23 protein-coding genes are annotated in these 23,351 nt (G+C 42.0%); 7 read left to right on the forward strand and 16 right to left on the reverse strand.

The genetic code is table 11. The annotated features are described in order from the left end of the window. Nucleotides 1-27 precede the first annotated feature (27 nt). Nucleotides 28-648 carry a TetR/AcrR family transcriptional regulator gene (locus FHS10_RS08705; RefSeq protein WP_259089344.1) on the reverse strand — a complete coding sequence of 207 codons (621 nt, stop codon included), beginning with the start codon at nt 646-648 and terminating at the stop codon, nt 28-30. A 318-nt stretch (nt 649-966) separates the two neighbouring features. Here FHS10_RS08705 and purB point away from each other — a divergent pair, with 318 nt between their 5' ends. Then, nucleotides 967-2,313 carry an adenylosuccinate lyase gene (purB, locus tag FHS10_RS08710; protein ID WP_259089346.1) on the forward strand — a complete coding sequence of 449 codons (1,347 nt, stop codon included), beginning with the start codon at nt 967-969 and terminating at the stop codon, nt 2,311-2,313. Nucleotides 2,314-2,491: 178 nt separating this feature from the next. Continuing rightward, nucleotides 2,492-3,043: a NifU family protein gene (locus FHS10_RS08715; protein ID WP_259089351.1), complete on the forward strand. Its 552-nt coding sequence runs from the start codon at nt 2,492-2,494 to the stop codon at nt 3,041-3,043. 177 nt (nt 3,044-3,220) lie between these two features. Here FHS10_RS08715 and FHS10_RS08720 read toward each other — a convergent pair whose 3' ends face one another. From FHS10_RS08720 to mtaB, 4 genes are read right to left on the reverse strand one after another with little or no spacing between them, the layout of a single operon-like run. Further along, a complete protein-coding gene (locus tag FHS10_RS08720) occupies nt 3,221-4,012 on the reverse strand; it encodes an inositol monophosphatase family protein (protein ID WP_259089354.1) in 792 nt (263 codons plus the stop codon). Further along, on the reverse strand, nt 3,978-4,463 hold the full coding sequence (locus FHS10_RS08725) for a GtrA family protein (protein ID WP_259089356.1): 486 nt from the start codon (nt 4,461-4,463) through the stop codon (nt 3,978-3,980). The genes FHS10_RS08720 and FHS10_RS08725 overlap by 35 nt, the downstream gene beginning before the upstream one ends. Then, entirely contained in the window at nt 4,456-5,622 is a 1,167-nt protein-coding gene (locus tag FHS10_RS08730; RefSeq protein ID WP_259089366.1) for a prolipoprotein diacylglyceryl transferase, read from the reverse strand. Before FHS10_RS08730 ends, FHS10_RS08725 begins: the two co-directional genes overlap by 8 nt. A 29-nt stretch (nt 5,623-5,651) precedes the next feature. Beyond that, nucleotides 5,652-6,971, reverse strand: coding sequence for a tRNA (N(6)-L-threonylcarbamoyladenosine(37)-C(2))-methylthiotransferase MtaB (gene mtaB / locus FHS10_RS08735; RefSeq protein ID WP_259089371.1), 1,320 nt, complete (start codon nt 6,969-6,971; stop codon nt 5,652-5,654). A 129-nt stretch (nt 6,972-7,100) separates the two neighbouring features. Here mtaB and FHS10_RS08740 point away from each other — a divergent pair, with 129 nt between their 5' ends. Next, on the forward strand, nt 7,101-7,952 hold the full coding sequence (locus tag FHS10_RS08740; RefSeq protein ID WP_259089373.1) for a class I SAM-dependent methyltransferase: 852 nt from the start codon (nt 7,101-7,103) through the stop codon (nt 7,950-7,952). 129 nt (nt 7,953-8,081) lie between these two features. On the opposite strand, the gene FHS10_RS08745 is transcribed toward FHS10_RS08740, so the two are convergent. The 3 genes from FHS10_RS08745 to ppk1 form a co-directional block, all read right to left on the reverse strand. After that, nucleotides 8,082-8,648: a UbiX family flavin prenyltransferase gene (locus FHS10_RS08745; RefSeq protein ID WP_259089809.1), complete on the reverse strand. Its 567-nt coding sequence runs from the start codon at nt 8,646-8,648 to the stop codon at nt 8,082-8,084. Nucleotides 8,649-8,831: 183 nt separating this feature from the next. Beyond that, a complete protein-coding gene (locus FHS10_RS08750; RefSeq protein ID WP_259089375.1) occupies nt 8,832-9,710 on the reverse strand; it encodes a Ppx/GppA phosphatase family protein in 879 nt (292 codons plus the stop codon). Then, a complete protein-coding gene (gene ppk1 / locus FHS10_RS08755; protein ID WP_259089379.1) occupies nt 9,707-11,758 on the reverse strand; it encodes a polyphosphate kinase 1 in 2,052 nt (683 codons plus the stop codon). The genes FHS10_RS08750 and ppk1 overlap by 4 nt, the downstream gene beginning before the upstream one ends. A gap of 188 nt (nt 11,759-11,946) precedes the next feature. Here ppk1 and FHS10_RS08760 point away from each other — a divergent pair, with 188 nt between their 5' ends. After that, complete coding sequence (locus tag FHS10_RS08760) at nt 11,947-12,438, forward strand: YajQ family cyclic di-GMP-binding protein (RefSeq protein ID WP_259089381.1); 492 nt, start codon at nt 11,947-11,949, stop codon at nt 12,436-12,438. A 273-nt stretch (nt 12,439-12,711) separates the two neighbouring features. On the opposite strand, the gene bioB is transcribed toward FHS10_RS08760, so the two are convergent. The 3 genes from bioB to FHS10_RS08775 form a co-directional block, all read right to left on the reverse strand. Continuing rightward, a complete protein-coding gene (bioB, locus tag FHS10_RS08765; RefSeq protein WP_259089386.1) occupies nt 12,712-13,719 on the reverse strand; it encodes a biotin synthase BioB in 1,008 nt (335 codons plus the stop codon). Between the two features lie 502 nt (nt 13,720-14,221). Continuing rightward, nucleotides 14,222-15,577: a magnesium transporter gene (mgtE, locus tag FHS10_RS08770; RefSeq protein WP_259089391.1), complete on the reverse strand. Its 1,356-nt coding sequence runs from the start codon at nt 15,575-15,577 to the stop codon at nt 14,222-14,224. Nucleotides 15,578-15,715: 138 nt separating this feature from the next. After that, the gene (locus tag FHS10_RS08775) at nt 15,716-16,330 is read right to left on the reverse strand and encodes an IMPACT family protein (RefSeq protein ID WP_259089393.1); all 615 of its coding nucleotides are present in this window, start codon (nt 16,328-16,330) and stop codon (nt 15,716-15,718) included. A 181-nt stretch (nt 16,331-16,511) separates the two neighbouring features. On the opposite strand from FHS10_RS08775, the gene FHS10_RS08780 reads away from it, so the two are divergent. Further along, the gene (locus FHS10_RS08780) at nt 16,512-16,943 is read left to right on the forward strand and encodes an energy transducer TonB (RefSeq protein WP_259089395.1); all 432 of its coding nucleotides are present in this window, start codon (nt 16,512-16,514) and stop codon (nt 16,941-16,943) included. A gap of 12 nt (nt 16,944-16,955) precedes the next feature. Here the strand turns inward: FHS10_RS08780 and FHS10_RS08785 are convergent, their stop codons facing one another. Together FHS10_RS08785 and ribD are read right to left on the reverse strand one after the other, a co-directional pair. After that, nucleotides 16,956-17,798 carry a DMT family transporter gene (locus FHS10_RS08785; RefSeq protein WP_259089397.1) on the reverse strand — a complete coding sequence of 281 codons (843 nt, stop codon included), beginning with the start codon at nt 17,796-17,798 and terminating at the stop codon, nt 16,956-16,958. 146 nt (nt 17,799-17,944) lie between these two features. Further along, nucleotides 17,945-19,018, reverse strand: coding sequence for a bifunctional diaminohydroxyphosphoribosylaminopyrimidine deaminase/5-amino-6-(5-phosphoribosylamino)uracil reductase RibD (gene ribD, locus FHS10_RS08790; protein WP_259089400.1), 1,074 nt, complete (start codon nt 19,016-19,018; stop codon nt 17,945-17,947). 33 nt (nt 19,019-19,051) lie between these two features. Between ribD and prmC the strand changes: the two genes are divergently transcribed. After that, nucleotides 19,052-19,939, forward strand: coding sequence for a peptide chain release factor N(5)-glutamine methyltransferase (gene prmC, locus FHS10_RS08795; RefSeq protein ID WP_259089410.1), 888 nt, complete (start codon nt 19,052-19,054; stop codon nt 19,937-19,939). A 110-nt stretch (nt 19,940-20,049) separates the two neighbouring features. Here prmC and xerD read toward each other — a convergent pair whose 3' ends face one another. After that, nucleotides 20,050-20,949, reverse strand: a complete 900-nt coding sequence (xerD, locus tag FHS10_RS08800) for a site-specific tyrosine recombinase XerD (protein WP_259089416.1) — start codon at nt 20,947-20,949, stop codon at nt 20,050-20,052. 41 nt (nt 20,950-20,990) lie between these two features. Between xerD and aroQ the strand changes: the two genes are divergently transcribed. Beyond that, nucleotides 20,991-21,410, forward strand: coding sequence for a type II 3-dehydroquinate dehydratase (aroQ, locus tag FHS10_RS08805; protein ID WP_259089417.1), 420 nt, complete (start codon nt 20,991-20,993; stop codon nt 21,408-21,410). A 10-nt stretch (nt 21,411-21,420) separates the two neighbouring features. Here aroQ and FHS10_RS08810 read toward each other — a convergent pair whose 3' ends face one another. Together FHS10_RS08810 and FHS10_RS08815 are read right to left on the reverse strand one after the other, a co-directional pair. Then, complete coding sequence (locus FHS10_RS08810; RefSeq protein WP_259089418.1) at nt 21,421-22,503, reverse strand: glycosyltransferase family 2 protein; 1,083 nt, start codon at nt 22,501-22,503, stop codon at nt 21,421-21,423. After that, nucleotides 22,455-23,339, reverse strand: coding sequence for a lysophospholipid acyltransferase family protein (locus FHS10_RS08815; protein ID WP_259089421.1), 885 nt, complete (start codon nt 23,337-23,339; stop codon nt 22,455-22,457). The genes FHS10_RS08810 and FHS10_RS08815 overlap by 49 nt, the downstream gene beginning before the upstream one ends. Between the last annotated feature and the right edge of the window lie 12 nt (nt 23,340-23,351).

The following is a 23,351-nucleotide window of genomic DNA, read 5'->3' on the forward strand; positions in this document are numbered from 1 at the left end:
TGACAGCCGTGTGTCAGCAGTATTAACTTATTCTTCATTTATGTTTCTGTATTGGTTTAAAAGCTTATAACCTTTAAGCGTGCAAATACCATAGTTAAAATGATCTAAAAACTGCACCTGAATTTTCCAGGTGTTAAACTCTGCAACCGGGAAAAGCGAAGTATTAAAACCCAGTTCAACCGTGTTAACCCGCATGCGGGCAATAATTTTTACATCAATCTCCGGTCGAATGTACCCCTGTTTAATCCCTTTGGTTAAAAGCTCTTCTAACGTACTCACCAATACATCCGATTTAAAGTTTTGAAACTCTTTCCATGCTTCCGGGTGATATTTCTGCATATCATGGATCACAATGGGGTTAATGCGGGAAAACATTTCTTCCGAGCATTTAGTCATATTGATCATCTCTTCAATCACGTTGGTTGATCTGCTCATAAATTCGAGCATTTGATCTTCATCTTCTTTCAACTTCTTTTTCACCAGGGCTAACACCAACTCATTTTTATCTTTAAAAAACTGGTAAATGGTTTTTTTTGACATGCCCAGGTGTTTGGCAATATCATCCATGGTGACGCTTTTGATCCCTGCCTGCAAAAACAGATCTTCACCGCCCTGTATTATTCGTTCTAATGTTTGACTTTGACTCATTGACTTTCCGAGTCAAAACTAAGGAAACATTTTTTGATTTCAAAGTTTCCAAACGAAATGACGTTTCCAAGACAAAAATGTTAGATGTGCAGATTTCAGATGTGCAGGCGTGCAGATGAAAAAGCATGACTTTGTTTATAATGTGCAGATCTCAGATGTGCAGGTGTGCAGATGAAAAGCATCGTTTTTTATAAATCAATTTTTCAATTGACTATCGGCCATCCCTAAATTGGACATCGGCCATCAAAAAAATCTGCACATCTGAAATCTGCACATCTGCACATTCATTTTCCTATCTTTGCAAAAAATTATATTTCAATGAACTTTTCTCCTCTTTCAGCAATTTCGCCAATTGATGGCCGTTACCGTAACACCACCGCTGAACTTGCCGACTACTTTTCTGAATATGCCCTGATCAAGTACCGCGTATTTGTCGAAATCGAATATTTTATAGCATTGGTTGAATATCCACTGCCTCAGTTACAACAATTTGATGTCAATCTAACAGAAAAGTTACGCGATATTTTCAGAAATTTTGATGAAGCGGATGCCCAAAGCATTAAAGAGATAGAGAAAACTACCAATCACGATGTTAAAGCGGTTGAGTATTTTATTAAAAACGAATTTGATAAAATAGGTGGATTGGATGCTTTTAAAGAGTTCATCCACTTCGGCCTTACTTCACAGGATATCAATAACACAGCCATACCTTATACTTTTAAGCTGGCTATCAATAATACCTACTACCCTGCTATCAATGACCTGGTTAACACCCTTAAAGGTTATGCTGCCGATTGGGACCAGGTATCTTTATTGGCACACACGCATGGCCAGCCGGCATCGCCAACACGTTTAGGTAAAGAGATCACCGTGTTTGTTGAGCGTTTGGAAGGTCAATTGGAAATATTAAAGTCTGTTAAATATTCGGCAAAATTTGGTGGCGCTACAGGCAACTTTAACGCGCACCACATTGCTTATCCGGAAAAGAATTGGAAAGCTTTCGGTAATCATTTTGTAAATGATATTTTGGAGTTAAGCCGCTCACAGTTTACCACCCAGATTGAGCATTATGATAATTTTGCAGCGCAATGCGATGCGTTGAAAAGGATCAACAATATCCTGATCGATCTTGACCGCGATATGTGGACCTACATATCCATGAACTACTTTAAGCAAAAAATTAAAGCAGGCGAAGTAGGTTCATCGGCCATGCCACATAAGGTTAACCCTATCGATTTTGAAAACTCGGAAGGTAATTTAGGTATTGCTAATGCTTTATTTGAACACCTGGCAGCCAAATTGCCTATATCAAGGCTACAGCGCGATTTGACTGATTCAACTGTGCTGCGTAATATCGGCGTTCCGGTGGCGCACACACTGATAGCCATTAAATCGACCATTAAAGGATTAAACAAACTGCTGCTTAACCAGGACGCCATCACCGCCGACCTGGAAGCCAACTGGCCTGTAGTTGCCGAAGCCATTCAAACCATTTTAAGGCGCGAAGGCTATCCTAACCCATACGAAGCGTTAAAAGACCTTACCCGCACCAACCAGCAAATTAACGCAGGCACAATAGCCGGGTTTGTAGATACGTTAGATATAAGCGATAGTGTTAAAGATGAGTTGAAAAGGATAACGCCTTTGAATTATACAGGAATATAATTTGAAGATTTGAGAATTTGAAGATTTGAAAATGATAGCTGCGGTTGGATTTTCAAATTCTCAAATCATCAAATTTTCAAATGATCATTAAATCATAAAGGTGTCATAACATTTTAACTATTGCTTTTAAATCAAAAAGGTGATTAAATTTGTTTAATTAATCTAAATAGAATTTCCGATGAATATCAACGTATATACAGAATCAACGCCAAACCCGGCAACTATGAAATTCATAGTGAATAAATTGCTGATTAATGGCAGTGCCGATTTCGCTACAAAAGAAAGTGCCGAAAAATCACCCTTCGCTAAGGAACTATATAAATTCTCTTTTGTAAACGGCGTTTTCTTTGCCAGCAACTTTGTTACCATCACCAAAACTGATGATAGCGATTGGGCCGATGTTGAGCCAATAATGAAGGAGTTTGTGAAAGGTGCAGTAGAATCGGAATTGAAGGTCCAATTAGAAGAAACATCTGAAGAAACAAACTTTGAAGGATCCGACACTGAAGTAAAAATTCAGCAGATCTTACATGATTACGTTCGCCCGGCAGTTGAGCAGGATGGCGGCGCTATCTCTTACCGTTCATTTAACGAAGGTGTGGTAACTGTTGAGCTACGCGGCTCATGCAGCGGTTGCCCTTCATCAACCATCACGCTTAAAGCCGGTATCGAAAACCTGTTAAAACGTATGGTGCCAGAAGTTACCGAAGTGGTATCCGAAGCATTATAATTGCACACGAATGGCACGGATTTGATCGAATTTCACGAATTAAATAAAAACACGAATGGCACAAATTTATTCGAATTACACGAATGAATTTGTGCCATTTCAGTTAATAACTATTTCGCATAGAATTGTCAATCAAAGGAATTTCGAGCCAATTAGCTGCAATTCGTGAAATTAGTGTTACTTAAAATATTTCTGTATAGCGCTCAGCATCTCCCCTGTTATCTTTCCGTTAGTAGCTAACAATTCCCTTGCTTCTAATACCTCACTGCCGCCTTTAAAATTCAAGATTTCGCCGCCTGCTTGTTTTACTATAACTATACCTGCAGCTACGTCCCAAGCGTTTAGGTTGTATTCGTAAAAGGAATCGAACCTGCCACAAGCCGTATAAGCTAAATCTACCGCTGCAGACCCTATCCTGCGTAAACCGTGACTGGTCTTCATCAGCTCGGTAAACAGTTCAATATAGGCGGCCTGTTTGGTAAAATCATAATACGGGAAACCCGTTGCAATTAAACTTGTAGCCACTGTATTATTTTTGCTTACGCTGATTTGCTTACCATTCAGATAGGCCGGTTCATCCTTACAGGCCGAAAAACATTCGTCCTGGTTTATTTCATAAACAACGCCTAAAACAAGCTCGTCGTATTCTTTAAGTGCTATGCTTACCGAAAACGCGGGTACGCCGTGAATAAAGTTGGTGGTGCCATCTAATGGATCGATGATCCAGTTATAACGTTCGCCAACAGTTGTGGTCGTTTTTTCTTCGGTAATAAAGCCAGATTCGGGCAGGATTTTTTTTAAGCCCTCTACAATGATCCGCTCGGCATTTTTATCAACGTAGGATACCATGTCGTTAAGCCCTTTGTACTCAATCTTATCAGGATCGAATGACCTGCGTTCCTGCCTGATAAAGTCGCCGGCCTGTTTGGCAACTTCAATTACCTGGTTGATTATATTTTGGAGTGCCATGATTTTTTAATGATAGGCTAAATGAAAATGCTTTATGTATAAAAAAGCTTGCGAAAAACAAACTTAAAGCCGCGCCGATCCTGGCTATAGGCGGATAAATACCAAATACCTGGATCAGTATTTTGATAACCCCCAAATTTGCAAAAAAGCCTACAAACGCAACACCGGCAAAACGGAAGAATTGCTTGTAAAACGACGACTTTGATTCGGTAAAAACAAGGTATCGGGTGATCAAAAAATTTACCATAACACCCAGCACAAACGAAATTGCTAATGATAAAGTAGAGTTGCGAAAAGTGTATGCCCCTATAAGATAAGTATGCCTGGCAAGCAGGTTATGGTAAAACAGGTAAAATGCAGATACATCAACCAAAAAGCCGGCACCTGCCGAAAGTACAAACCTGAATACCTGGTTATTCAACAGTTTATTTGCATGACTTTTATTAGCCATGCTTTAAAGTAGCGTTTTCTTTATTCCTCATTCCGTTGATGATCAATGCAGCACCACCTACTACCATGATCAACGAGATCATTTCGGCCTGAGTAAAGCGAATGCCGGCTACATTATACTTGGTATTAACGCGGATCAGTTCGATAAAAAAACGTTCAACGCCGGCCAGTATCATGTAAACACCAAACAAAACGCCCGATGATTTAAAAACGTGCCTTAGCTTCCACAATAAAAAGAAAAGTAATAAACATATTACACACTCATAAAATGAGGTAGGATAAACAGGAGTTTGCAACTCATGACAAAACTTACCAATACAATTGGACATCGGTACACCTTCGTCATTTACATTGTGTGGGAATTTAAACGACCACATCCAATCTGGTGCCCAGCTTAACCAGCCCGGTTTAGGTGCTAAATTAGGTACCCCCCAATCACCATCGCCAGACATCTGGCAACCTACCCTGCCTAAAGCGTAAGATAGCATCATGCCAGGCCCGCCAATATCAAGCATATCCAGCGGTTTAATACCATGTTTATGTGCAATATAAAGCACCGCGGCACCACCGCAAATCAAACCGCCATAAAACGTTAAACCGCTAAAACCAACCAACATGCCCACAGGATCTTTCATAAACTGATCCCAGTTTTCAAGACCGTTAAATAATTTAGCACCTGCAAAACCAAATACAGCTGCCCAAAGTAAAATACTGCCCATTAATTCGGCCGGATGAGCATCTACTTCTTTTGTTTCGGGCTTGGGTAATTTATGTTTTTCGCTTTCGTAATAAGCCCAGTAAGCAAAAGCTGCTGCGCCTATGATCCCACCAATCCAGTTGCCGCGTGTGGACAAAAGGAAGCCCTGGGTATCCTCTAAAAGTTCGTGGTAATTAAGTATACAATCTACTATTTTATAGCCCAAAACAAAGCCAAAAATGCCATTGCCGACCAATTCTGTGGTACTTGCAGGGGCACCAATAGTAACCGTTTTTTTAAAGGTATGAATGATCCCTAACTGCTCTTTTCGTTTAAATTCCTGCGTAAAAGCCCAATAAGCCGCAACAAAAGCTATTGCCACAAAAAAACCGAAAGTTTGTATAGGCAAAGGTAAATTGAAGCCAAAAAGATATTGCAGAAGCGATGTTAAAGTAGGGAACATAGGTGTTATTTTGAAGCGAATATAGTGTTTTAATGCACTAATATTTCCTGGCTTTCTGTTATTTCGACGTCACCATCAGGTGAAATATTTGTTAAGTGAACCATTTTCAGCTCATTAACCAATACCGGATCATATTTAGCTTTTACCTTCACATAGTTGCGGGTAAAGCCGTGCATGTAGCCCTCTTTGATATCGCCCTCAAATAAAACCTCTTCGGTTTTATTAAGCTGGGATTCATAAAAGGCCCTGCGTTTTTTTTCAGATAAAATATGCAGCATTTTGCTCCTATCGGCCCGCATTGAACCGGGCACAGTACCTTTCATTTCGGCTGCCAATGTATTCTCCCTTTCAGAGTAGGTAAATACGTGCAGGTATGATATATTAAGATCATTAAGGAAATTGTAGGTATCGATAAAATCTTCCCTGGTTTCGCCGGGGAAACCTACAATAACATCAACTCCTATACAGCAATCGGGCATTAACTCCTTTATTTTGGCAACACGGTTTACATACAGGTCGCGCTTGTAGCGGCGGCGCATTAAACCAAGGATCTTATCAGACCCTGATTGCAGCGGTATATGAAAATGCGGTACAAAGCGTTTTGATGTGGCTACAAAGGCTATGATCTCGTCGGTAAGCAGGTTTGGCTCGATGGATGAGATCCTGATACGGTCAATTCCTTCTACTTCATCAAGGGCTTTCACCAGGTCGAAAAACTTATCCTCGCGGTTACCGTTGCGGATCCCGAAATCACCCAGATTAACACCTGTCAATACTATTTCTTTAACTCCCGAAGCACTAATCTGTTTGGCTTGCTCAATAACGTTTTCAATGGTATCGCTTCTGCTTGCACCACGTGCCAATGGGATGGTACAAAAGGTGCAGGAGTAATCGCAACCATCCTGAACTTTCAGGAACGTGCGGGTCCTGTCGCCAAAAGAATAAGCAGGCACAAATTGATTGGCCTCGCTCACCGGCTGGTTGTAAACAACAGCTTTAGGCTTTTTGGTCAAATCGGTAATGTGGTCAATGATCTGAAATTTTTCGGCGGCGCCTAAAACCATGTCAACGCCGGGTATTTCGGCAATTTCCTGTGGCTTTAGCTGGGCGTAGCAACCAACAATGGTTACGTAAGCATTCGGGGAGATCTTGAGTGCCTCCTTAACTATCTTTTTACACTTTTTGTCGGCATTTTCGGTAACCGAACAGGTGTTGATCACAAAAACATCCGGGGTATTGGAAAACTCTACCGTATCATAACCAGCCTGGCTAAACAGCCTGCCGATGGATGATGTTTCGGAGTAATTGAGTTTACAACCTAAAGTATAAAAAGCGACTTTCTTATTCATTGCAAGGGCGCAAAGATAAGCAATTATTGAATTACTGAATTATAGAGTTATTGATTTTGACAATCTGTTAATTATTAAGCGGTTGAAACGTTATATTTACTAAACACTAATCGCCTTAAAATTTACCGTATGAAACCCCAACACGAGCTAATTCGCGAACAGCAAAAACTATCATGGGATAAGTTTTCACCAGGATGGAAAAAGTGGGACCAATTTAACATGGCGTTTTTGCGACCGATGGGCGAAGCTATTATTGCCGGTTTGCATATTAAAAGTGATGATGAAGTATTAGACATCGCGGCGGGAACCGGTGAACCCGGATTGACCATTGCCGCCCTTGCTCCTGATGGACAAGTAACCGGCACCGATCTTTCTGACAACATGCTTAGCGTGGCCCGGTCAAACGCCGAGGCTAAAGGGATCAAGAACTACCAAACCGTAGCAGCGGATGTTTGCGAATTACCTTTTAGGGATAACTATTTTGATGCGATCAGCTGCCGGATGGGTTTTATGTTTTTCCCGGATATGGATCTGGCAGCCAAAGAAATGCGCCGGGTATTAAAACCAGGGGGCAGAATAGCCACCTCGGTATGGAGCGGCCCCGAACTGAATAACTGGGTAACTACCATTATGAGCGTTATTCAGAAACACATTGAAATGCCGCCACCGGTTGCAGGGGCACCCGGAATGTTCAGATGCGGCAAGCCCGGCCTGATGAAGGAAGTATTTACGCGGGCTGGATTTAATAACATTAAGGAACAGGAAATAAAAGGAAGCGTAGATTATAAAAGCTTTGACCAATACTGGGAGATCATGTTAGATGTGGGCGCACCAATTGTAGCTGCCCTGTCAAAAGCCGATGACGAAACAAAAGAAATTATCCGGAAAGAAGTTGGGGAATCATTCAGATCAAGAAATGCTGATGGCGAAGCAAAGCTAAACTATGCCTCCATTGTAATTTATGCAGAAAAGACTGTATAGAAGACTTATTTTATTTAGTGCAATATTTAAAATTCCTATAAATCAATACCGTTACACTAATTTCCATCAATAATATAGAGGTTCTATATCAAGAAAAATCCGAAATCGAAGATCCGAATTCCGAAATTCTTACATTCCCTTCCACTCGTAGCTCTCATTCTCCAGACCAATCAAATCAATCACCCGGTTCACAACCGTCATGGCCAGTTCTTCAATGGTTTGCGGCTTGCTGTAGTACGAAGGAATGGCCGGGCAAATAATACCGCCTGCTTCGGTAACGGTTGCCATGTTGCGGATATGAATGAGGTTTAAGGGCGTATCGCGGGCTACCAGGATAAGTTTACGGCGTTCTTTGAGGATTACATCAGCGGCCCGGGTGATTAAATCGTCAGAAATACCTCCTGCTATCCTGCCCAATGTACCCATAGAACATGGCACAATTACCATGGTATCAAATTTGGCCGAGCCGGAGGCAAACGGCGCCATGAAATCTTTTTTAGCGTAAAAGCGGTATGGGTGGTTGCTATAATCTTCATTGCCCAATTCAAAACGCCACACGTCTTTAGCGTTATCTGACATTACAACGGCAACTTCTGCTATCTGATCTTTTAACTGGCTTAGCTTTTTTAACAACAGATCGGCGTAAATAGCGCCACTGGCTCCCGTAACTGCAACAACAATCTTTTTCTTCCTCATCATCATAATAACCTCAACAACCCTAACAGCTAAAAGTTATGGGCACAAAAAAGGGTCGAATACAAGTACCCGACCCTACATCTACCTATGAAAAACATGCCCCTTGAGAGGGCACTACAAATGTACTAACAGTTTTTATATTATAAAACAAATTTGTAAAAATATTTTTACAACAATATTTTGTTAAGATAAGTTCTGTTCTATTAACGTTTGGATAATACCATCAACCATACCAACACGGGGTACATAGATCTGTTTTATACCCGCGTTTTTCATTACTGTTAAATATATTTCACAGGCAGGGATAATCACATCTGCCCTATCCTGGTTTAAACCCAGCACATTAATGCGGTCTTTAAGGGAGAAAGAACTTAAGTATGTGTACAACGATTTTAGCTTGGTAAAAGCCATTGGTGCTTCATCCCCCTCTTCGGCCAGGCGATGTAGCTTATTGATATTGCCACCTGTACCTATACCCAAAAGTTGTTTGTAGCCCCGGGTATGCTCACGGATAAATTCGCGCATATCATCCCAGGTTTCCTCGGTGTCCTGGTTATCCAGAATGCGAATGGTACCTATATTGAATGATTTGGAAGCCATCAATTCTCCAGCCGAAAATAAAGAAAGCTCGGTACTACCACCGCCAACGTCAATATACAAATAGCTTTTGCTTTTATCTATGGTTTGCTCGGCATGGCTGGCGTATATAATCTTGGCTTCTTTTGAGCCATGAATGATCTCCAGGTCGATATTAGCTTCCTCTTTGATGAGTTTTACTACATCCTCGCCATTTTTAGCTTCGCGCATGGCCGATGTGGCATAAGCCAGGTAATCGGTAACCTTGTACACATCCATCAGGTTACGAAAAGCCGCCATTGATTTCACCAGGTCGGCGGCTTTTTTATCAGAGATATGCTGCTGTATAAAAGCATCATCGCCCAAACGCAGGGGCACCCTGATCAGTGTATTTTTTTTGAAGGAATATGAACCATGGTTTTCAATAATATCGGCAATAAGCAGCCTTACTGCATTTGAGCCAATATCTATAGCGGCGTATCTCAATTTGTTTTATTTTTAGATTTAAGGTAGTTATAGATCTCTATCTGTGCCCGGTGCGATTCCGCAGCGTGCGTTTTATGGTATTTGTTATTGTTGGCGCTATTGATCTCACGGGCCTTGGTGTTATCATGCAATTGGATATTGATGATATCTTTTACCTCTTTACGCAATTGCCCGTCATAAATAGGAAAGCCAACCTCTACCCTGGTATCAATATTGCGCGACATGAAATCGGCCGAGGTAAGATAAATCAATTCATCGCCGCCATTACAGTAAATATGCACGCGGGCATGCTCCAGGTATTTATCAACGATGCTGATCACTTCAATATTTTCGCTGAACCCTTTTATACCCGGTACCAAACAGCACATACCACGGATGATCATTTTAATTTTTACGCCCGCGTTACTGGCCTGGTAAAGCTTATTGATAATATCTTCATCGGCAAGGCTGTTCATTTTAAATATCATGTAAGCCTTTTTACCTGCTTTGGCATTCTTGATCTCGTTGTCAATCAACCTGTAAATAGCCGGTCTGGAATCTATGGGTGATACGATGAGGTTTTTGAGTCCTTTGGGCAACACATTGCGTTTAAGCGCTTTAAATATGTTAACCAGGTCATCGGTAATCTTTTTATTGACCGTAAACAGGGTATGGTCGGCGTAGATCCTGGCTGTTTTCTCGTTAAAGTTACCGGTTGACAAACAACCGTAGTAAACCATCTTCTGTTTCTCTAAGCGTGAAACCAGGCAAATTTTGGAGTGCACTTTATAACCGGGGATACCGTAAAGCACATTTACGCCCTCCTCCTCCAATCGGTTACTCCATGAAATATTGTTTTGCTCGTCAAAGCGGGCACGCAGCTCAACCAGGCAGTTTACTTTTTTGCCATTTTTGGCGGCGTTTACCAGGGCGTGTACTATCCTCGAATTTTCGGCAAGGCGGTAAACCGCTATACTGATCTCTTTAACTTTTGGGTCGATAGCAGCTTCACGTAAAAAGTGGATCACGTAATCATATGATTGGTATGGTGTACTCACCATATAATCCTTTTTCGCTATCAACCCTATTAAACTTTTGCCGAAGGAAAGGTCCTCTACCGGTAAAGCAGGGTATTTAGGATATTCCAGCTCGGGCTGCCCAACGTTAGGGAACGAGATAAAGTTTTTAAAATTATGATACCTGTTTCCAGGGATAAGGCTTTCGCCGTGCAGGCCCATTTTGGTTACCAGGTACTTTAACATATCCATGGGCATTTCGGTATCGTAAAGCAAGCGCATGGGCGTGCCTTTCTTACGTTTTTGTAAGCTTTTGGATAACGCGTCGATAAATTTGCCGCTTACTTCCTTATCCAGGTCAAGTTCAGCATCGCGGGTAAGCTGTAGGGAATAAGCCTCAATATTATCGTGATCAAAAATGAAAAAGATGTCCTCCAAACTATAACGGATAATATCATCCAACAGGATGATAAACTTCAGGTTATTAGTTTCGGGCAGTACCACAAATCGGGATAATGTATCCGGAAATTCAATAAGCGCGAACCTTGATTTTTTATTTTTGGTAAGCTTTACAAAAAAGTAAATGGCGCGATCCCTAAGCTCGGGCAGCGGCAGGCTGTCATCCAGCATTATAGGCACCAATGTGGCCAGCAGTTTTTCCCTGAAATAGTTTTTCACGAAAGCGCCGCGCGATACGTTCAATTGCTTATCGTTCAGGATAAAGATCTTTTCTTCGGCAAGTTGCTTAACAATGATATTCTCGTACAGGTTGTTAAACTTGCGTTCCTGCTTAACTACAATGTTTTTGATTTGATTAAGCAGTTTTTTAGGGTTATAACCTAAAATCTCTTTCGATTTTTCGTTCAAAGCCGCCAGGCGGCTCATCGTAGCAACTCGTACACGGTAAAACTCATCCAGGTTAGATGAAAAGATGGCCAGGAACCTTATCCGCTCAATCAGCGGCACCGTTGGGTCGGCAGCTTCCTGTAAAACCCTGTCGTTAAAATATAACCAGCTTATTTCCCTGTTAATTAATGGTGCCTGTTTATCCATATAAATTTGCGGCCCCGGGGCCACGTTTACAAAACTGCTTATTTATTTGTTAACTTAATATTAACTCATCAGCATTTAAGAGGTTTTTATTGATTATTATTTATTGCACTATGTAAACAAATTGATAACAACACTGTGTAAATGTTTACAATACATTAGTTTTGCAAACATTATAAATTCATTTACTTATGCCAACCTTTGATATAGTAAGCAAAATAGACGGCCAGACCCTTGATAACGCTATCAACACAGCTAAAAAAGAGATCCTTAACCGCTACGATTTTAACGATTCAAAAAGCACTATCGACCTGGATAAAAAAACCAACGAGATAACTATAATTACCGAGAATGACATGCGTTTGAAAGCCATCCAGGATAGTATCATCAGCCGTATGGTAAAGCAACACCTTGACTCAAGCGCGCTTGATTTTGGTAAAGAGCAATATGCCGCGGGCAATATGATCCGCAAGGAGATTAAAGTTAAAGAAGGTATTGATAAAGAAACCTCGAAAAAGCTGGTTAAAAAGATAAAAGACAGCGGCCTAAAGGTACAGGCTTCTATCATGGACGACCAGGTGCGGGTGCAAGGCAAAAAGATCGACGATCTGCAGGCTGTGATCAGCCTTTGCCGTGGCGAAAATTTTGGCCAGCCATTGCAGTTTATCAATATGCGTGACTAAACTTTAATTAAGTGGCTTGAGGGAAGCGGAACTTGTTTCAGCATCACAACGCCGTATTTATGTCATTGCGAGTTTTAAAATTCGCGGACTGCGAAGGTGGAAATGACAAAACGACGAGAGACTTACGAAGTTTTTAAAACTTCGTAAGTCTGGGATCTACAACTTGTCATGGGCAGCGCGAAGCAATCTCATGCTTACAGAGCGAATCTGCACAGTTCGCGATTGCTTCGTGCCTCGCAATGACATATTTTATAGATTTTTTCGAATAGCAGGTTAATTACCTGCTATTTCCATTTCTTCTTTAACCTGGTTAGGGCGACCATTTTTGAAAGCCTTACGTGGCGATAAACCCAGCAATTCAAACATAGCCATATCGGTATCAAATGACGGGTTTGGTGTGGTCAACAATTTTTCGCCAGCGAAAATTGAGTTTGCGCCTGCCATAAAACAAAACGCCTGCTCAACCACACTCATTTCTGTACGCCCTGCTGATAAACGAACAACCGTTTTTGGCATAATGATACGGGTTGTAGCAATCATGCGCACCATATCCCAAACAGAAACCCTCGGCTGATCTGCCAGTGGCGTACCTGCAACAGGAACCAGGGCATTAATCGGTACAGATTCCGGGTGCTTTGGCAGGTTTGATAATGTTTTCAGCATCGAGATCCTATCGGCAACGGTTTCACCTAAGCCAATGATTCCACCGCTACATACGCTGATCTTTGCTTTGCGTACGTGTTTTAAGGTATCTAAACGCTCGTCGTACGTACGAGTGGTAATAATACGCTTATAGTCTTCTTCAGAGGTATCCAAATTATGATTGTAAGCATACAGACCCGCATCGGCTAAACGTTGCGCCTGGCTCTCGGTAAGCATACCCAGCGTACAGCAAACTTCCATATCAAGACTATTTACAGCCTTTACCATATCAATCACTTTGTCAAAATCGCGGTTATCACGCACTTCGCGCCATGCAGCGCCCATACATAACCTTGAAGCACCACCTGCTTTAGCTTTTTCGGCAGCGGCAATTACTTCGTCTTTTGGCATTATAGCATGCACGTTAACACCGGTGTTGTAACGGGCGGCCTGGGGGCAATAAGCACAATCTTCAGAACAACCACCTGTTTTGATAGAGATCAACGAGCTGATCTGTACTTCGGCATAGTCGGTATTTTCGCGATGGATTGTTGCCGCCTTGTAAACCAGGTCGAGCAGTGGTGTATGGTATATTTCGGCTATTTCTTCTTTTGTCCAGTTGTATCTTACTTCAGTCATAAGTTCAAATTTATATATCTTACTATTACGTTGCGCAAAGGCACTAAAACGCAAATATTCAAAGATTATTTACTAATATCGGTATTTCAAATTTATTTTCGTGTTAAAGGTTTAAACAGCAAAGATTTAGATTTTTCGCGCAAAGCTCGCTGAGACGCAAAGTTTGGCGTGACGTTGATTGAGAGCCTGCAAAAAAAATAAAAAGATTGTTTTGCAAGAGTGAAAATCTGCAGACTCTGAAGGAAAGCATGATGTAAACCGGGCGCAGGCGACTCACCCGGTCGACGCTTCGCTGGACCGCCCTCTCTCCACTTCGTGCAACGAGGGCTGGAAAAAATAACAAAAAAACTTTTAAACCCTCTTTGCGGCTTGCCGGAGAGAGGGTCGGCCAGCGAAGCGTTGCCGGGGTGAGTATTCGCCAGCGTTCAAATCCAATGTTTATGTAAAATCGAATAGGTCACAGGTAGAAGAAACGACGAAACAATGACGATTCAATAAATACTTAATGATGTAATAAAAGTTTAGTAGCCAGGTATAGCGGCAGCAGGAAACCGGCGCAATCTGTAAAGGTGGTGATGATGATGGATGATGCCACAGCAGGATCGATCCCTACCCTTTTTAGTATCAATGGTATGGATGCTCCCGTGATGCCGGCAATAATTAAATTGCCCGTCATGGCCAAAAACAACACCAGGCCCAACATAGGGTTACCATCATAAAATAAGGCGATACAGAACACTACAAGGCCATTGGCGGCACCGTTGATCAAGCCTACTAAAAACTCCTTTATAACCGTGTTATAGGCCTGCCTATCGGTAAGGTTACTTAACGAGATACGCCTTACCGTTACCGCGAGGGCTTGCGTAGCCGAGTTACCACCCATACCGGCAATAATGGTCATATAAGCCGCGATACCTTTAACCAGCGCCACCGTATCATCAAAATGGCGGATCACCGACGCAGCCAGGTAAGCCGTAGCCAGGTTAATCACCAGCCAGGGTAAGCGGCTTTTAACAGCATCTTTCCAGTTACCGCTTAGTTCTTCATCCTCAGATACACCAGAGATCTTCAGGATGTCCTCGGTGTTTTCCTGCTCCATTACGTCGATGATATCATCTACCGTAACACGGCCAAGCAGCTTCATATGATCATCAACCACCGGGATGGTAGTCAAATTGTATTGAGATATTAAACGCGCTACCTCTTCCTGGTCAAGGTCGGCTTTTACATAAACGGGGTCTATTCTTACCAGGTCTTTAACCTTGGCATCGGCATGGGCCTTTATAACATCTTTTATAGATAAGATCCCTTGCAGGGTGTTGTGATCATCTACTACGTAAATGGTGTAAAACTCCTCCATCTCTTCAGATTGACGGATGATCTCATCTATAGCCTCTTTTTTATCAAGCAGGATATTAACCTTAATCAGCTCGGAGTTCATCAAACCGCCGGCGGTATCCTCGGCGTAGTTCATAAGCGCGCGGATGCTGCTGGCATCTTCGGCATCGATATCCTCTAAAATCTCCTGTTGCTCATCTTCATCAAGCTGTGATATAATATCGGTAGCATCATCATAATCCAGTTCCTCAACTATCTCGGTACGCTTCTCGGGATGAAGGTTTAAAAGCAACTCGCCAGGGCTGTGCTCCTCGTCCATTTCCGACAAAACTTCCGAGGCAACATCGGTAGGCAGGATATTGATGATACGTTCTTTAGCTTCCTGCGGAAGCTGTTCAAACAGAATTGCAATCTCAGAGGCGTGGTAGCCTTGCAGAACAAGCTCTAAATCAACATCATCACCTTCAAGAGCGGTTTTAATGCGGAGCAGGTCGGTTTTATCTAAGTCAAAAGATTGCATATCCGACTAAATTAGGAATTTATGCCCAAACACAGCGAATTAAAAAGGCGTTAAATGCGTGTTAAAGTAAGCCCCCAGGGGTAGGCACAATTTAGTATAATCAGATGCCAGAAAACAATTCGGAACGCTATTTAAAGACTATAAGCTTCTGTCATATTTGATCTTCACTCCGCTCACTTTGCCTATTTTACCTAAAACCTGCTCAACCTGCATTTTACGAATAGAAAGCTGGATGTTGCAATCGTTATCAAACTGCTGATTCAATACAGTAAGGTCATCCTCCTTGATGATGCGCATTACATCATTCATCTGTAAGTAATCGAAAGAAACGGTATAGATATCGTTTACTGTTTTTTGAACAATAGTGGCTTGTTTTAAAGCCTCTTCGGTAGCAACTTTATATGCATTGATAAGACCCGGCACACCCAATAACGTGCCGCCAAAATAGCGTACAACCACAACCAAAATATTGGTAACATCTTTAGATAAAAGGATATTCAATATTGGCCTGCCGGCGGTACCCGAAGGCTCGCCATCGTCATTAACCCGAAATACAGACCTATCGGTACCCAGGCGCATAGCCCAGCAGTGGTGATTGGCTTTGGGGTGTTCGACTTTTAGTTTGGCTACAATGCCTTTGAGATCATTCTCAGAATTGATGGAATAAGCATACCCGAGGAACTTACTGCCCCTGTCGCGAAAAATACTTTCAGTTGGTTTTTCAATGGTTTGATAGGTGTCGTCAAAAAGCATTAGTAGTTATATCAAACCACAAAGCTACCGTTTTTAGATTTGGCCGCTCGTATCATGTTTGTAGTTTGTTCAATTTAGGTTGATGCTAAATATTATTGCGAAAGCCTTATAGGTTTGTTTTAGGAAAAGAAATTAATGACAAAGGCATTGATGGAAAGCACAATTAATTTAAATTTATGGGATGAAAACCTTACTCACTTTTGTTATCTCGGTATTGCTTATTAATAATGCTTTTAGCCAAACAGGCCTCATTGCAAAGGATACCCTGGTAAAAGGCAGCATTGAAAAAAACTGCCCGGGCGGATTTGCTGCTTTCAACGATTATATCAGTAAAGCTACCCGTGCACCAGCTATGATGTTCGAAAATAATAAAGAGGGTTGTGCACGCGTAGCATTCATTATTGAACCAGACGGTAAACTAAGCAATATACATGGGACTACAAAACTTGGTTATCAAATGGAAGATGAAGCCATTAGATCGATTAAGATGTCAGTTGGATGGATACCCTCTACAATCGATAGCAAAAATGTTAGAACGTCAATGGAAGTCGGCATTCAGTATAAAAGACTTTCAAAAAACACTGTAAAGGTTGAGGGCAAAGTTGTCGACTGATTTATCGAGGCCCTAAATGTGTAGAAAGCTTAATGTTTGCGGGAAATAAATAATAACAATAGCCAGTACCGCTACTGCCAGGCCAATTTTATTGAGTGTGCTTAACTTCTCTTTAAATATGAGTATGCCTATTAATGCACCAACAACAATAACTCCGATATTCATTGATGAAAACACCGATGATGGATTGTTGGCCAATGCTTTATGTGCCTTTAAATAAAACAGGATATTCCCGAAGTTAAACAAACCTAAAACCCAGCCAATAAAAATATGCGGCCAGGAAAAGCGCATTTTTTTGGTAAACACCTGGTAAAGCAACCCGATGAGCGACAATGCGAAGGCCAATATGAAAATAATGAATATGGCAGTTGAAAATGGCACGTTATTAACCTTGGTAAGCTGCTTAAGCAATACATCAATAACCCCGAAACCAAGAAATACTACAAGCAGATAAATCCATGACCCTTTGCCTGCTTCTTTACTGCTTACCCTGCTGTTTGATTTTTGCCAGGGGATAGAACATAAAATGGCGATGAAGGCCAAGGCAATGCCGATAAGCTTAACCGTATTAACGGCCTCGCCAAATATTAAAAACGCAGATACGATAGGGATAAATAACGACAAACGCTGCGCAACATCTGTACGCACGATGCCCGCTACCCTCACCGACGAGGCCATGATCACAAACAGGGATGGGAACAATATACCTAAAGCGAGATAGTTATAAATTGGCGCACCCTGCAGACTTGGGATAGATGGTTTAAAGAAAAACCACGTGAGCAATATAGCGATAGAATAGTTCCAGGTAATGGCCTGGTAAACATCAATATGATAGCGCTTGGCCAGCTTAAGCATAACCGACACAATAACACTACAACAAATACTTAAAAAAACGAACAACATAATTTAGGATTTGAGGAAGAATCAAGAGTCAAGAATCAAGAGTTGAGACAAAAGCAAAACGTTGAATGCTTGTAATCCCAAAACGACTATCGGCTTTATTATTTTCGAGTCTTGATTCTTGACTCTTGACTCTTGATTCTAATAATCAAATGATCGTCGCCTACCGACGACTCACCTGCAAGTATACCTGTTATTTGTGGTGATTTTATACCATTTGTTAAAACTGTTTTACCGGTAAAAATCCGGGCCTCGTCCCACAAACCGGCGTCGATAAAGGTTTGCAGCGTATGTGCGCCCCCCTCAATGATCACCGATTGAATATCCTGCAGGTATAACTGGTATAAAATATACTGGGGTACGTATCTTTCAAAATCCTCTAACGCGATATATTTATTTTTCCCGTCTACATTAAATTCAACTTCATTAAACACCAGTGTTTCAATAGATTGATCAAATATATTTAAAGTTTTATTTAACTCCAACCGCCTGTCAATCACCACCCGTTTGGGCGACCGGCCTTCCCAATACCTTACGTTAAGCCGGGGGTTATCTATAGCCGCGGTGTTTTTACCAACCAATATGGCATCTTCCTCGCTGCGCCACTTGTGTACCAGCCGGCGCGATTCGGGTCCGGTGATCCAAAGCTGACTGCCATCAGCCGGCGCAAAAAAGCCGTTGTTGGTTTCCGCCCATTTCAGGATGATGTATGGCCGGTGTTTTTGAACTTTGGTAAAAAATCGACGGTTAAGCCATTGACATTCCTTTTCTAATACACCGCTAATCACTTCAATGCCTGCTTCTTTAAGTTTTTCGATCCCTTTACCATCAACCTGCGGGAATGGATCGCGGGTGCCGATAACTACCAACGGGATCTGGTGTTTAATGATCAGATCGGCACAGGGCGGGGTTTTACCGTAGTGTGCGCATGGCTCCAATGAAACATATATGGTTGATTTCTTTAACAATTCGGCAGCGTTATCAAACCTGGCTACTACCTGCGCAATGGCATTAACTTCGGCATGGGCCTCGCCATACTTTTGATGGTACCCCTCACCTACTATTTTGCCATCATGAACCACAACCGCGCCAACCATGGGGTTCGGACTCACCAGTCCGGCACCAAGTTCAGCCAGTTCCAGGCAACGCCGCATAAATATTTCATGTTGAACCATGCTGCAAAAGTAGCTTTTATGTTACTTTGTTGCATGATTACTATTAAGGATGTTTTTGAAGATTACAAACAGCTGAACAAGATCTATAGCGCCAATGAAACAGAAGCCATTAGCTTATTGACCATCAGCGAAATAACAACCCTATCAAAAGCATCCATCAAGGCGTTTCCTGAACGTGAATTGACTGCCCAACAGGCCGAAAGCTTTAAAAATATCCTTGCGGAACTACTAACAGGCAAACCCATACAATACATTTTAGGTGTTACCGAATTTTACGGCCTGCCATTTAAAGTGAACGCCAACGTACTTATACCGCGCCCGGAAACCGAGGAATTGGTGGAATGGATTCTTTTGGAAGGTGAAAGATTAAAGGTGAAAGGCAAAAGGTTTTCGGGGAGGATATTGGATATCGGAACCGGTAGTGGCTGCATTGCCATTAGTTTAAAAAAGAATTTACCGAATGCACAGGTTTCGGCAATTGATATATCGGAGGGGGCTTTGCAAACGGCGAGTGAAAATGCCAACTTGAATAACGTCGATGTCGACTTTATTCATCGCGACATACTGAACTCAGAACTCAGAACCCAGAACTCAGAACTCAGAACTCACCATATCATAGTAAGTAACCCCCCCTATGTTACCCTGGAGGATAAAAAGCAGATGCATACCAATGTTACCGATTTTGAGCCCCATACCGCTTTGTTTGTACCGGAGGATGACCCGCTTTTATTTTATCGTGCTATCGCCGATTTTGCATTGGTAAATTTAGCTGCAGGCGGGCTGCTTTTTTTCGAGATTAATGAAAGCCTGGGTAAGGAAACAGTTCAGCTATTACAAGATAAAGAATTCATAAACATTGAGTTAAGGCAGGACATGAGTGGTAGGGATAGGATGGTTAAAGCCAGTCTGAACCGGGATTAAGCAGATTGATTAGATTTTTAGGATTTTGACGGAAAAAATCCTGCAAATCCTTTAATCCCATAAATCCCGGTTCAGACAAAACAGCAAACTGCCCACCGTAAACTGCAAACTCAGGAACGTGGATGAAACTGGCTTATCGTGCTCTTCAAATACTCCCTATCCAAATGGGTATAAATTTCGGTAGTGGTAATGCTTTCATGGCCTAACATTTCCTGTACTGCACGTAAATCGGCGCCGCCTTCCACAAGGTGCGTGGCAAAAGAATGGCGAAATGTGTGCGGACTGATGGCTTTGTTAAGGCCGATTGTTTGTGCCAGGCCCTGGATCATCAGGAAGATCATTTGCCGGCTCAACCGTCCTCCCCGGCGATTTAAGAAGACGATATCTTCCTCGCCCTTTTTTACAGCGATATGCACCCGCAGATTTTCTATATAGATCTTAATGGCTTTTATCGCTTCGCCGCCAATGGGCACCAAACGTTCCTTATTGCCTTTGCCGGCTACCTTTATAAATTCAATTTCGAGGTATAAGTTTGATAATTTAAGCTCGGTAAGCTCAGACACACGCAGACCACTGCCATACAGCGTTTCCAGGATGGCTTTATTACGCGGGCCCTCGGGCTTGGATAGATCGATAGCCGCGATGAGTTTATTGATATCCTGGTAACTTAAGGTATCCGGCAACTTGCGCGTAATCCTGGGCGATTCCAGTAATTCTGACGGATCTGTTTTTACCAGGTCTTCCATCAGCATATATTTATAAAAAGCTTTAACGCCTGATAAAATGCGGGCTTGCGACGTTGCTATCATGCCCAACTCGTTTATCCAGGTAATAAAATTGCGCAGATCGGTTAAAGTAACGGTTTCTGGTTTTAACTTAACTATTTGTATATCAGAAAATTGACACAATCGTTCTATATCCCTGCTGTAAGCTTCTACAGAGTTATCGGCCAGCGATTTCTCTAATCTTAAATAAGCCTGGAAACCTTTTATTGCCGAACGCCAATCCAAATTGATTTTAATTTAATGTATTTATAGTTAAGTTTGAACCAATGAAGATACAAATTATTAACGGCCCCAATTTAAACCTGCTTGGCGTACGCGAAAAATCAATTTACGGCGACGCCAGTTTTGAAAGCTACCTTGTAGAATTGCGTAAACGCTATTCAAACATCGATATTGAATATTACCAAAGCAATGTGGAAGGCGAAATTATAAATAAACTTCACCAAATTGGGTTTGAATATGATGGTATAGTAATAAACGCCGGTGCTTATACACACACGTCTATTGCCATTGCCGATGCCATTGCCGCTATCAATACACCCGTTATTGAGGTGCACATTTCAAACGTATACAAACGCGAGGAATTCAGGCACCACTCCATGCTGGCCGCCAGCTGCCGGGGTGTAATTGCCGGCTTCGGTATGGATTCGTATAGGTTGGCTATTGAGAATTTAATCCTGAAATAATTGGTATAGCTTAATTTAGGCGACCGGGCAAATCTGTAACCCTGGTTTTCTTTTTTGCGAAGAACTGCCAAACTATGCTGCCCTGGTAAATCCCGGTTAAATCCCATGATTTTGATATAACTTTTGGTTTAGGGCTTTTTCCTTTTGATTTAAAAAGACTGATCACAAAACTTTGGTGTGCCCTGCTCACTGCCCAGGCGTCTTTGCGTTTTCCATCCGCTAAAAACTTGAGCAAAGCGGCCAAATCAAGCCACATACGCAGGCTGATAAGCCATACTGCCCGCCAAAAAGGCAAATTCTTTTTAATGAGCCAAAGGTTGTTTCTAAAATTAAGATAGGTTTTAAAAGGATTTTCGGCATTAAGGGTGCCGCCGCCTACGTGATAAACAGTCGACTCGGCACAATACATTACCTTGTAACCCATATTTTTCAATCGCCAGCAAAGGTCAATTTCTTCCATATGGGCAAAAAATGATTCATCAAAACCTCCGGCCAAATCCCAATACTTCTTTTTAATAAACAAGGCCGCGCCCGATGCCCAGAATACCTCGCCCGATTGCTGGTATTGACCATGGTCTTTTTCCACCTCATTGAATAAACGCCCCCTGCAAAATGGGTAGCCGTAAACGTCGATAAATCCACCTGCTGCACCGGCATGCTCGAATGTATCTTTATAGGCGTAAGCCAGCAGTTTGGGTGCAGCGGCGGCTATCAGCGCATCGCTTTCCATCAGTTCAATAACCGGTTCAATCCAGTTGGGTGTTACTTCCACATCAGAATTGAGCAGGATATAATAATCCGCATCAACCTGGGCTAAAACACGATTATACCCGCCTGTAAAGCCGTAGTTCTGATCATTTTGAATGATATAAATATTTGGATAGTTCTCCCGTAAAAAAGCGATAGAGCCGTCGGTAGACGCGTTATCACCCACCACAACTTCAAGACCGGGCCAGGTAGAGGCCATAACAGTGGGAAGAAATTGTTTGAGGTACTTAACACCGTTCCAGTTTAAAATTACTACGGCAACTTTGGGGTTATTGATCATTGTTGCAAGTCCTCCGGCCCAAATTTCCACCTCCTGTGCGACCATATCCAATATTGCGGTTCCCGCCTGATCATGCTATCCAGGTATTGCACATGCATATCTGTAATTTCGTGTTCGGCAGTTTCTTTGGGGGTTTCCGTAAGCGGTATTAAAGTATAAGTATAATAGCCGCGTTTAACCCTTTTCATATCGTAAAAAACAACAGCGGCATCAATGGTTTTGGCTATTTTTTCGATACCTAAAAACACAGCTGTTGGCTGGTTTAAAAAATCAGTAAAGTAATTAACTTCGTGCCTTACCGGGGTTTGATCGCCAACCAATACGCTTACAGTTAACTCTTTCCTGTACTCCACCATTTTACGCAACGTTTGTTTCATGGCTACAGGCTGCCCACCAAAGCGGGAACGGATCTTGATAAAAAAATCATCAAACATTTCGTTCGATAAAGGTTTATACACGATCATGAAACGTTTATCGGTAACAAAATTGAAATTGAGTGCCGCCATTTCCCAATTGCAATAGTGACCGGCTACCGCGATAATGCTTTTGCCTTTTGCAAAATACTCATGAACCAGTTCGGAGTTGGTGGCCACTACCCTTTTTTGAATTTGCTTTTCAGATACGGTGATCATTTTTACCGTCTCTACAATCAAATCGGCAAGGTATCGATAATATTTGCGCTCAATTTGCCGGCGTTCCTGTACAGATTTTTCGGGGAAGGCATTTGCCAGGTTTTGCTGCACTACAGCCCGGCGGTAATGTACTATGTAGTAGATCACCACAAACAGCACATCAGAAATAAGGTATAAAAACCAAAAGGGCAATAACGATGTGAGGTATAAAAATACAATCCCCAACCTTAAAAGACCCTTTTTTAACATTATTTTAACCAA

Source organism: Mucilaginibacter dorajii (assembly GCF_024808255.1).
In the GTDB taxonomy this organism is placed as follows: domain Bacteria; phylum Bacteroidota; class Bacteroidia; order Sphingobacteriales; family Sphingobacteriaceae; genus Mucilaginibacter; species Mucilaginibacter dorajii.

What these genes read in the sequence shown, in the direction of transcription:
- FHS10_RS08705 (WP_259089344.1), bottom strand. Translation starts at nt 648, where the DNA reads ATGAGTCAAAGTCAAACATTAGAACGAATAATACAGGGCGGTGAAGAT.
- purB (WP_259089346.1), top strand. Translation starts at nt 967, where the DNA reads ATGAACTTTTCTCCTCTTTCAGCAATTTCGCCAATTGATGGCCGTTAC.
- FHS10_RS08715 (WP_259089351.1), top strand. Translation starts at nt 2,492, where the DNA reads ATGAATATCAACGTATATACAGAATCAACGCCAAACCCGGCAACTATG.
- FHS10_RS08720 (WP_259089354.1), bottom strand. Translation starts at nt 4,012, where the DNA reads ATGGCACTCCAAAATATAATCAACCAGGTAATTGAAGTTGCCAAACAG.
- FHS10_RS08725 (WP_259089356.1), bottom strand. Translation starts at nt 4,463, where the DNA reads ATGGCTAATAAAAGTCATGCAAATAAACTGTTGAATAACCAGGTATTC.
- FHS10_RS08730 (WP_259089366.1), bottom strand. Translation starts at nt 5,622, where the DNA reads ATGTTCCCTACTTTAACATCGCTTCTGCAATATCTTTTTGGCTTCAAT.
- mtaB (WP_259089371.1), bottom strand. Translation starts at nt 6,971, where the DNA reads ATGAATAAGAAAGTCGCTTTTTATACTTTAGGTTGTAAACTCAATTAC.
- FHS10_RS08740 (WP_259089373.1), top strand. Translation starts at nt 7,101, where the DNA reads ATGAAACCCCAACACGAGCTAATTCGCGAACAGCAAAAACTATCATGG.
- FHS10_RS08745 (WP_259089809.1), bottom strand. Translation starts at nt 8,648, where the DNA reads ATGAGGAAGAAAAAGATTGTTGTTGCAGTTACGGGAGCCAGTGGCGCT.
- ppk1 (WP_259089379.1), bottom strand. Translation starts at nt 11,758, where the DNA reads ATGGATAAACAGGCACCATTAATTAACAGGGAAATAAGCTGGTTATAT.
- FHS10_RS08760 (WP_259089381.1), top strand. Translation starts at nt 11,947, where the DNA reads ATGCCAACCTTTGATATAGTAAGCAAAATAGACGGCCAGACCCTTGAT.
- bioB (WP_259089386.1), bottom strand. Translation starts at nt 13,719, where the DNA reads ATGACTGAAGTAAGATACAACTGGACAAAAGAAGAAATAGCCGAAATA.
- mgtE (WP_259089391.1), bottom strand. Translation starts at nt 15,577, where the DNA reads ATGCAATCTTTTGACTTAGATAAAACCGACCTGCTCCGCATTAAAACC.
- FHS10_RS08775 (WP_259089393.1), bottom strand. Translation starts at nt 16,330, where the DNA reads ATGCTTTTTGACGACACCTATCAAACCATTGAAAAACCAACTGAAAGT.
- FHS10_RS08780 (WP_259089395.1), top strand. Translation starts at nt 16,512, where the DNA reads ATGAAAACCTTACTCACTTTTGTTATCTCGGTATTGCTTATTAATAAT.
- FHS10_RS08785 (WP_259089397.1), bottom strand. Translation starts at nt 17,798, where the DNA reads ATGCTTAAGCTGGCCAAGCGCTATCATATTGATGTTTACCAGGCCATT.
- ribD (WP_259089400.1), bottom strand. Translation starts at nt 19,018, where the DNA reads ATGGTTCAACATGAAATATTTATGCGGCGTTGCCTGGAACTGGCTGAA.
- prmC (WP_259089410.1), top strand. Translation starts at nt 19,052, where the DNA reads ATGATTACTATTAAGGATGTTTTTGAAGATTACAAACAGCTGAACAAG.
- aroQ (WP_259089417.1), top strand. Translation starts at nt 20,991, where the DNA reads ATGAAGATACAAATTATTAACGGCCCCAATTTAAACCTGCTTGGCGTA.
- FHS10_RS08810 (WP_259089418.1), bottom strand. Translation starts at nt 22,503, where the DNA reads ATGGTCGCACAGGAGGTGGAAATTTGGGCCGGAGGACTTGCAACAATG.
- FHS10_RS08815 (WP_259089421.1), bottom strand. Translation starts at nt 23,339, where the DNA reads ATGTTAAAAAAGGGTCTTTTAAGGTTGGGGATTGTATTTTTATACCTC.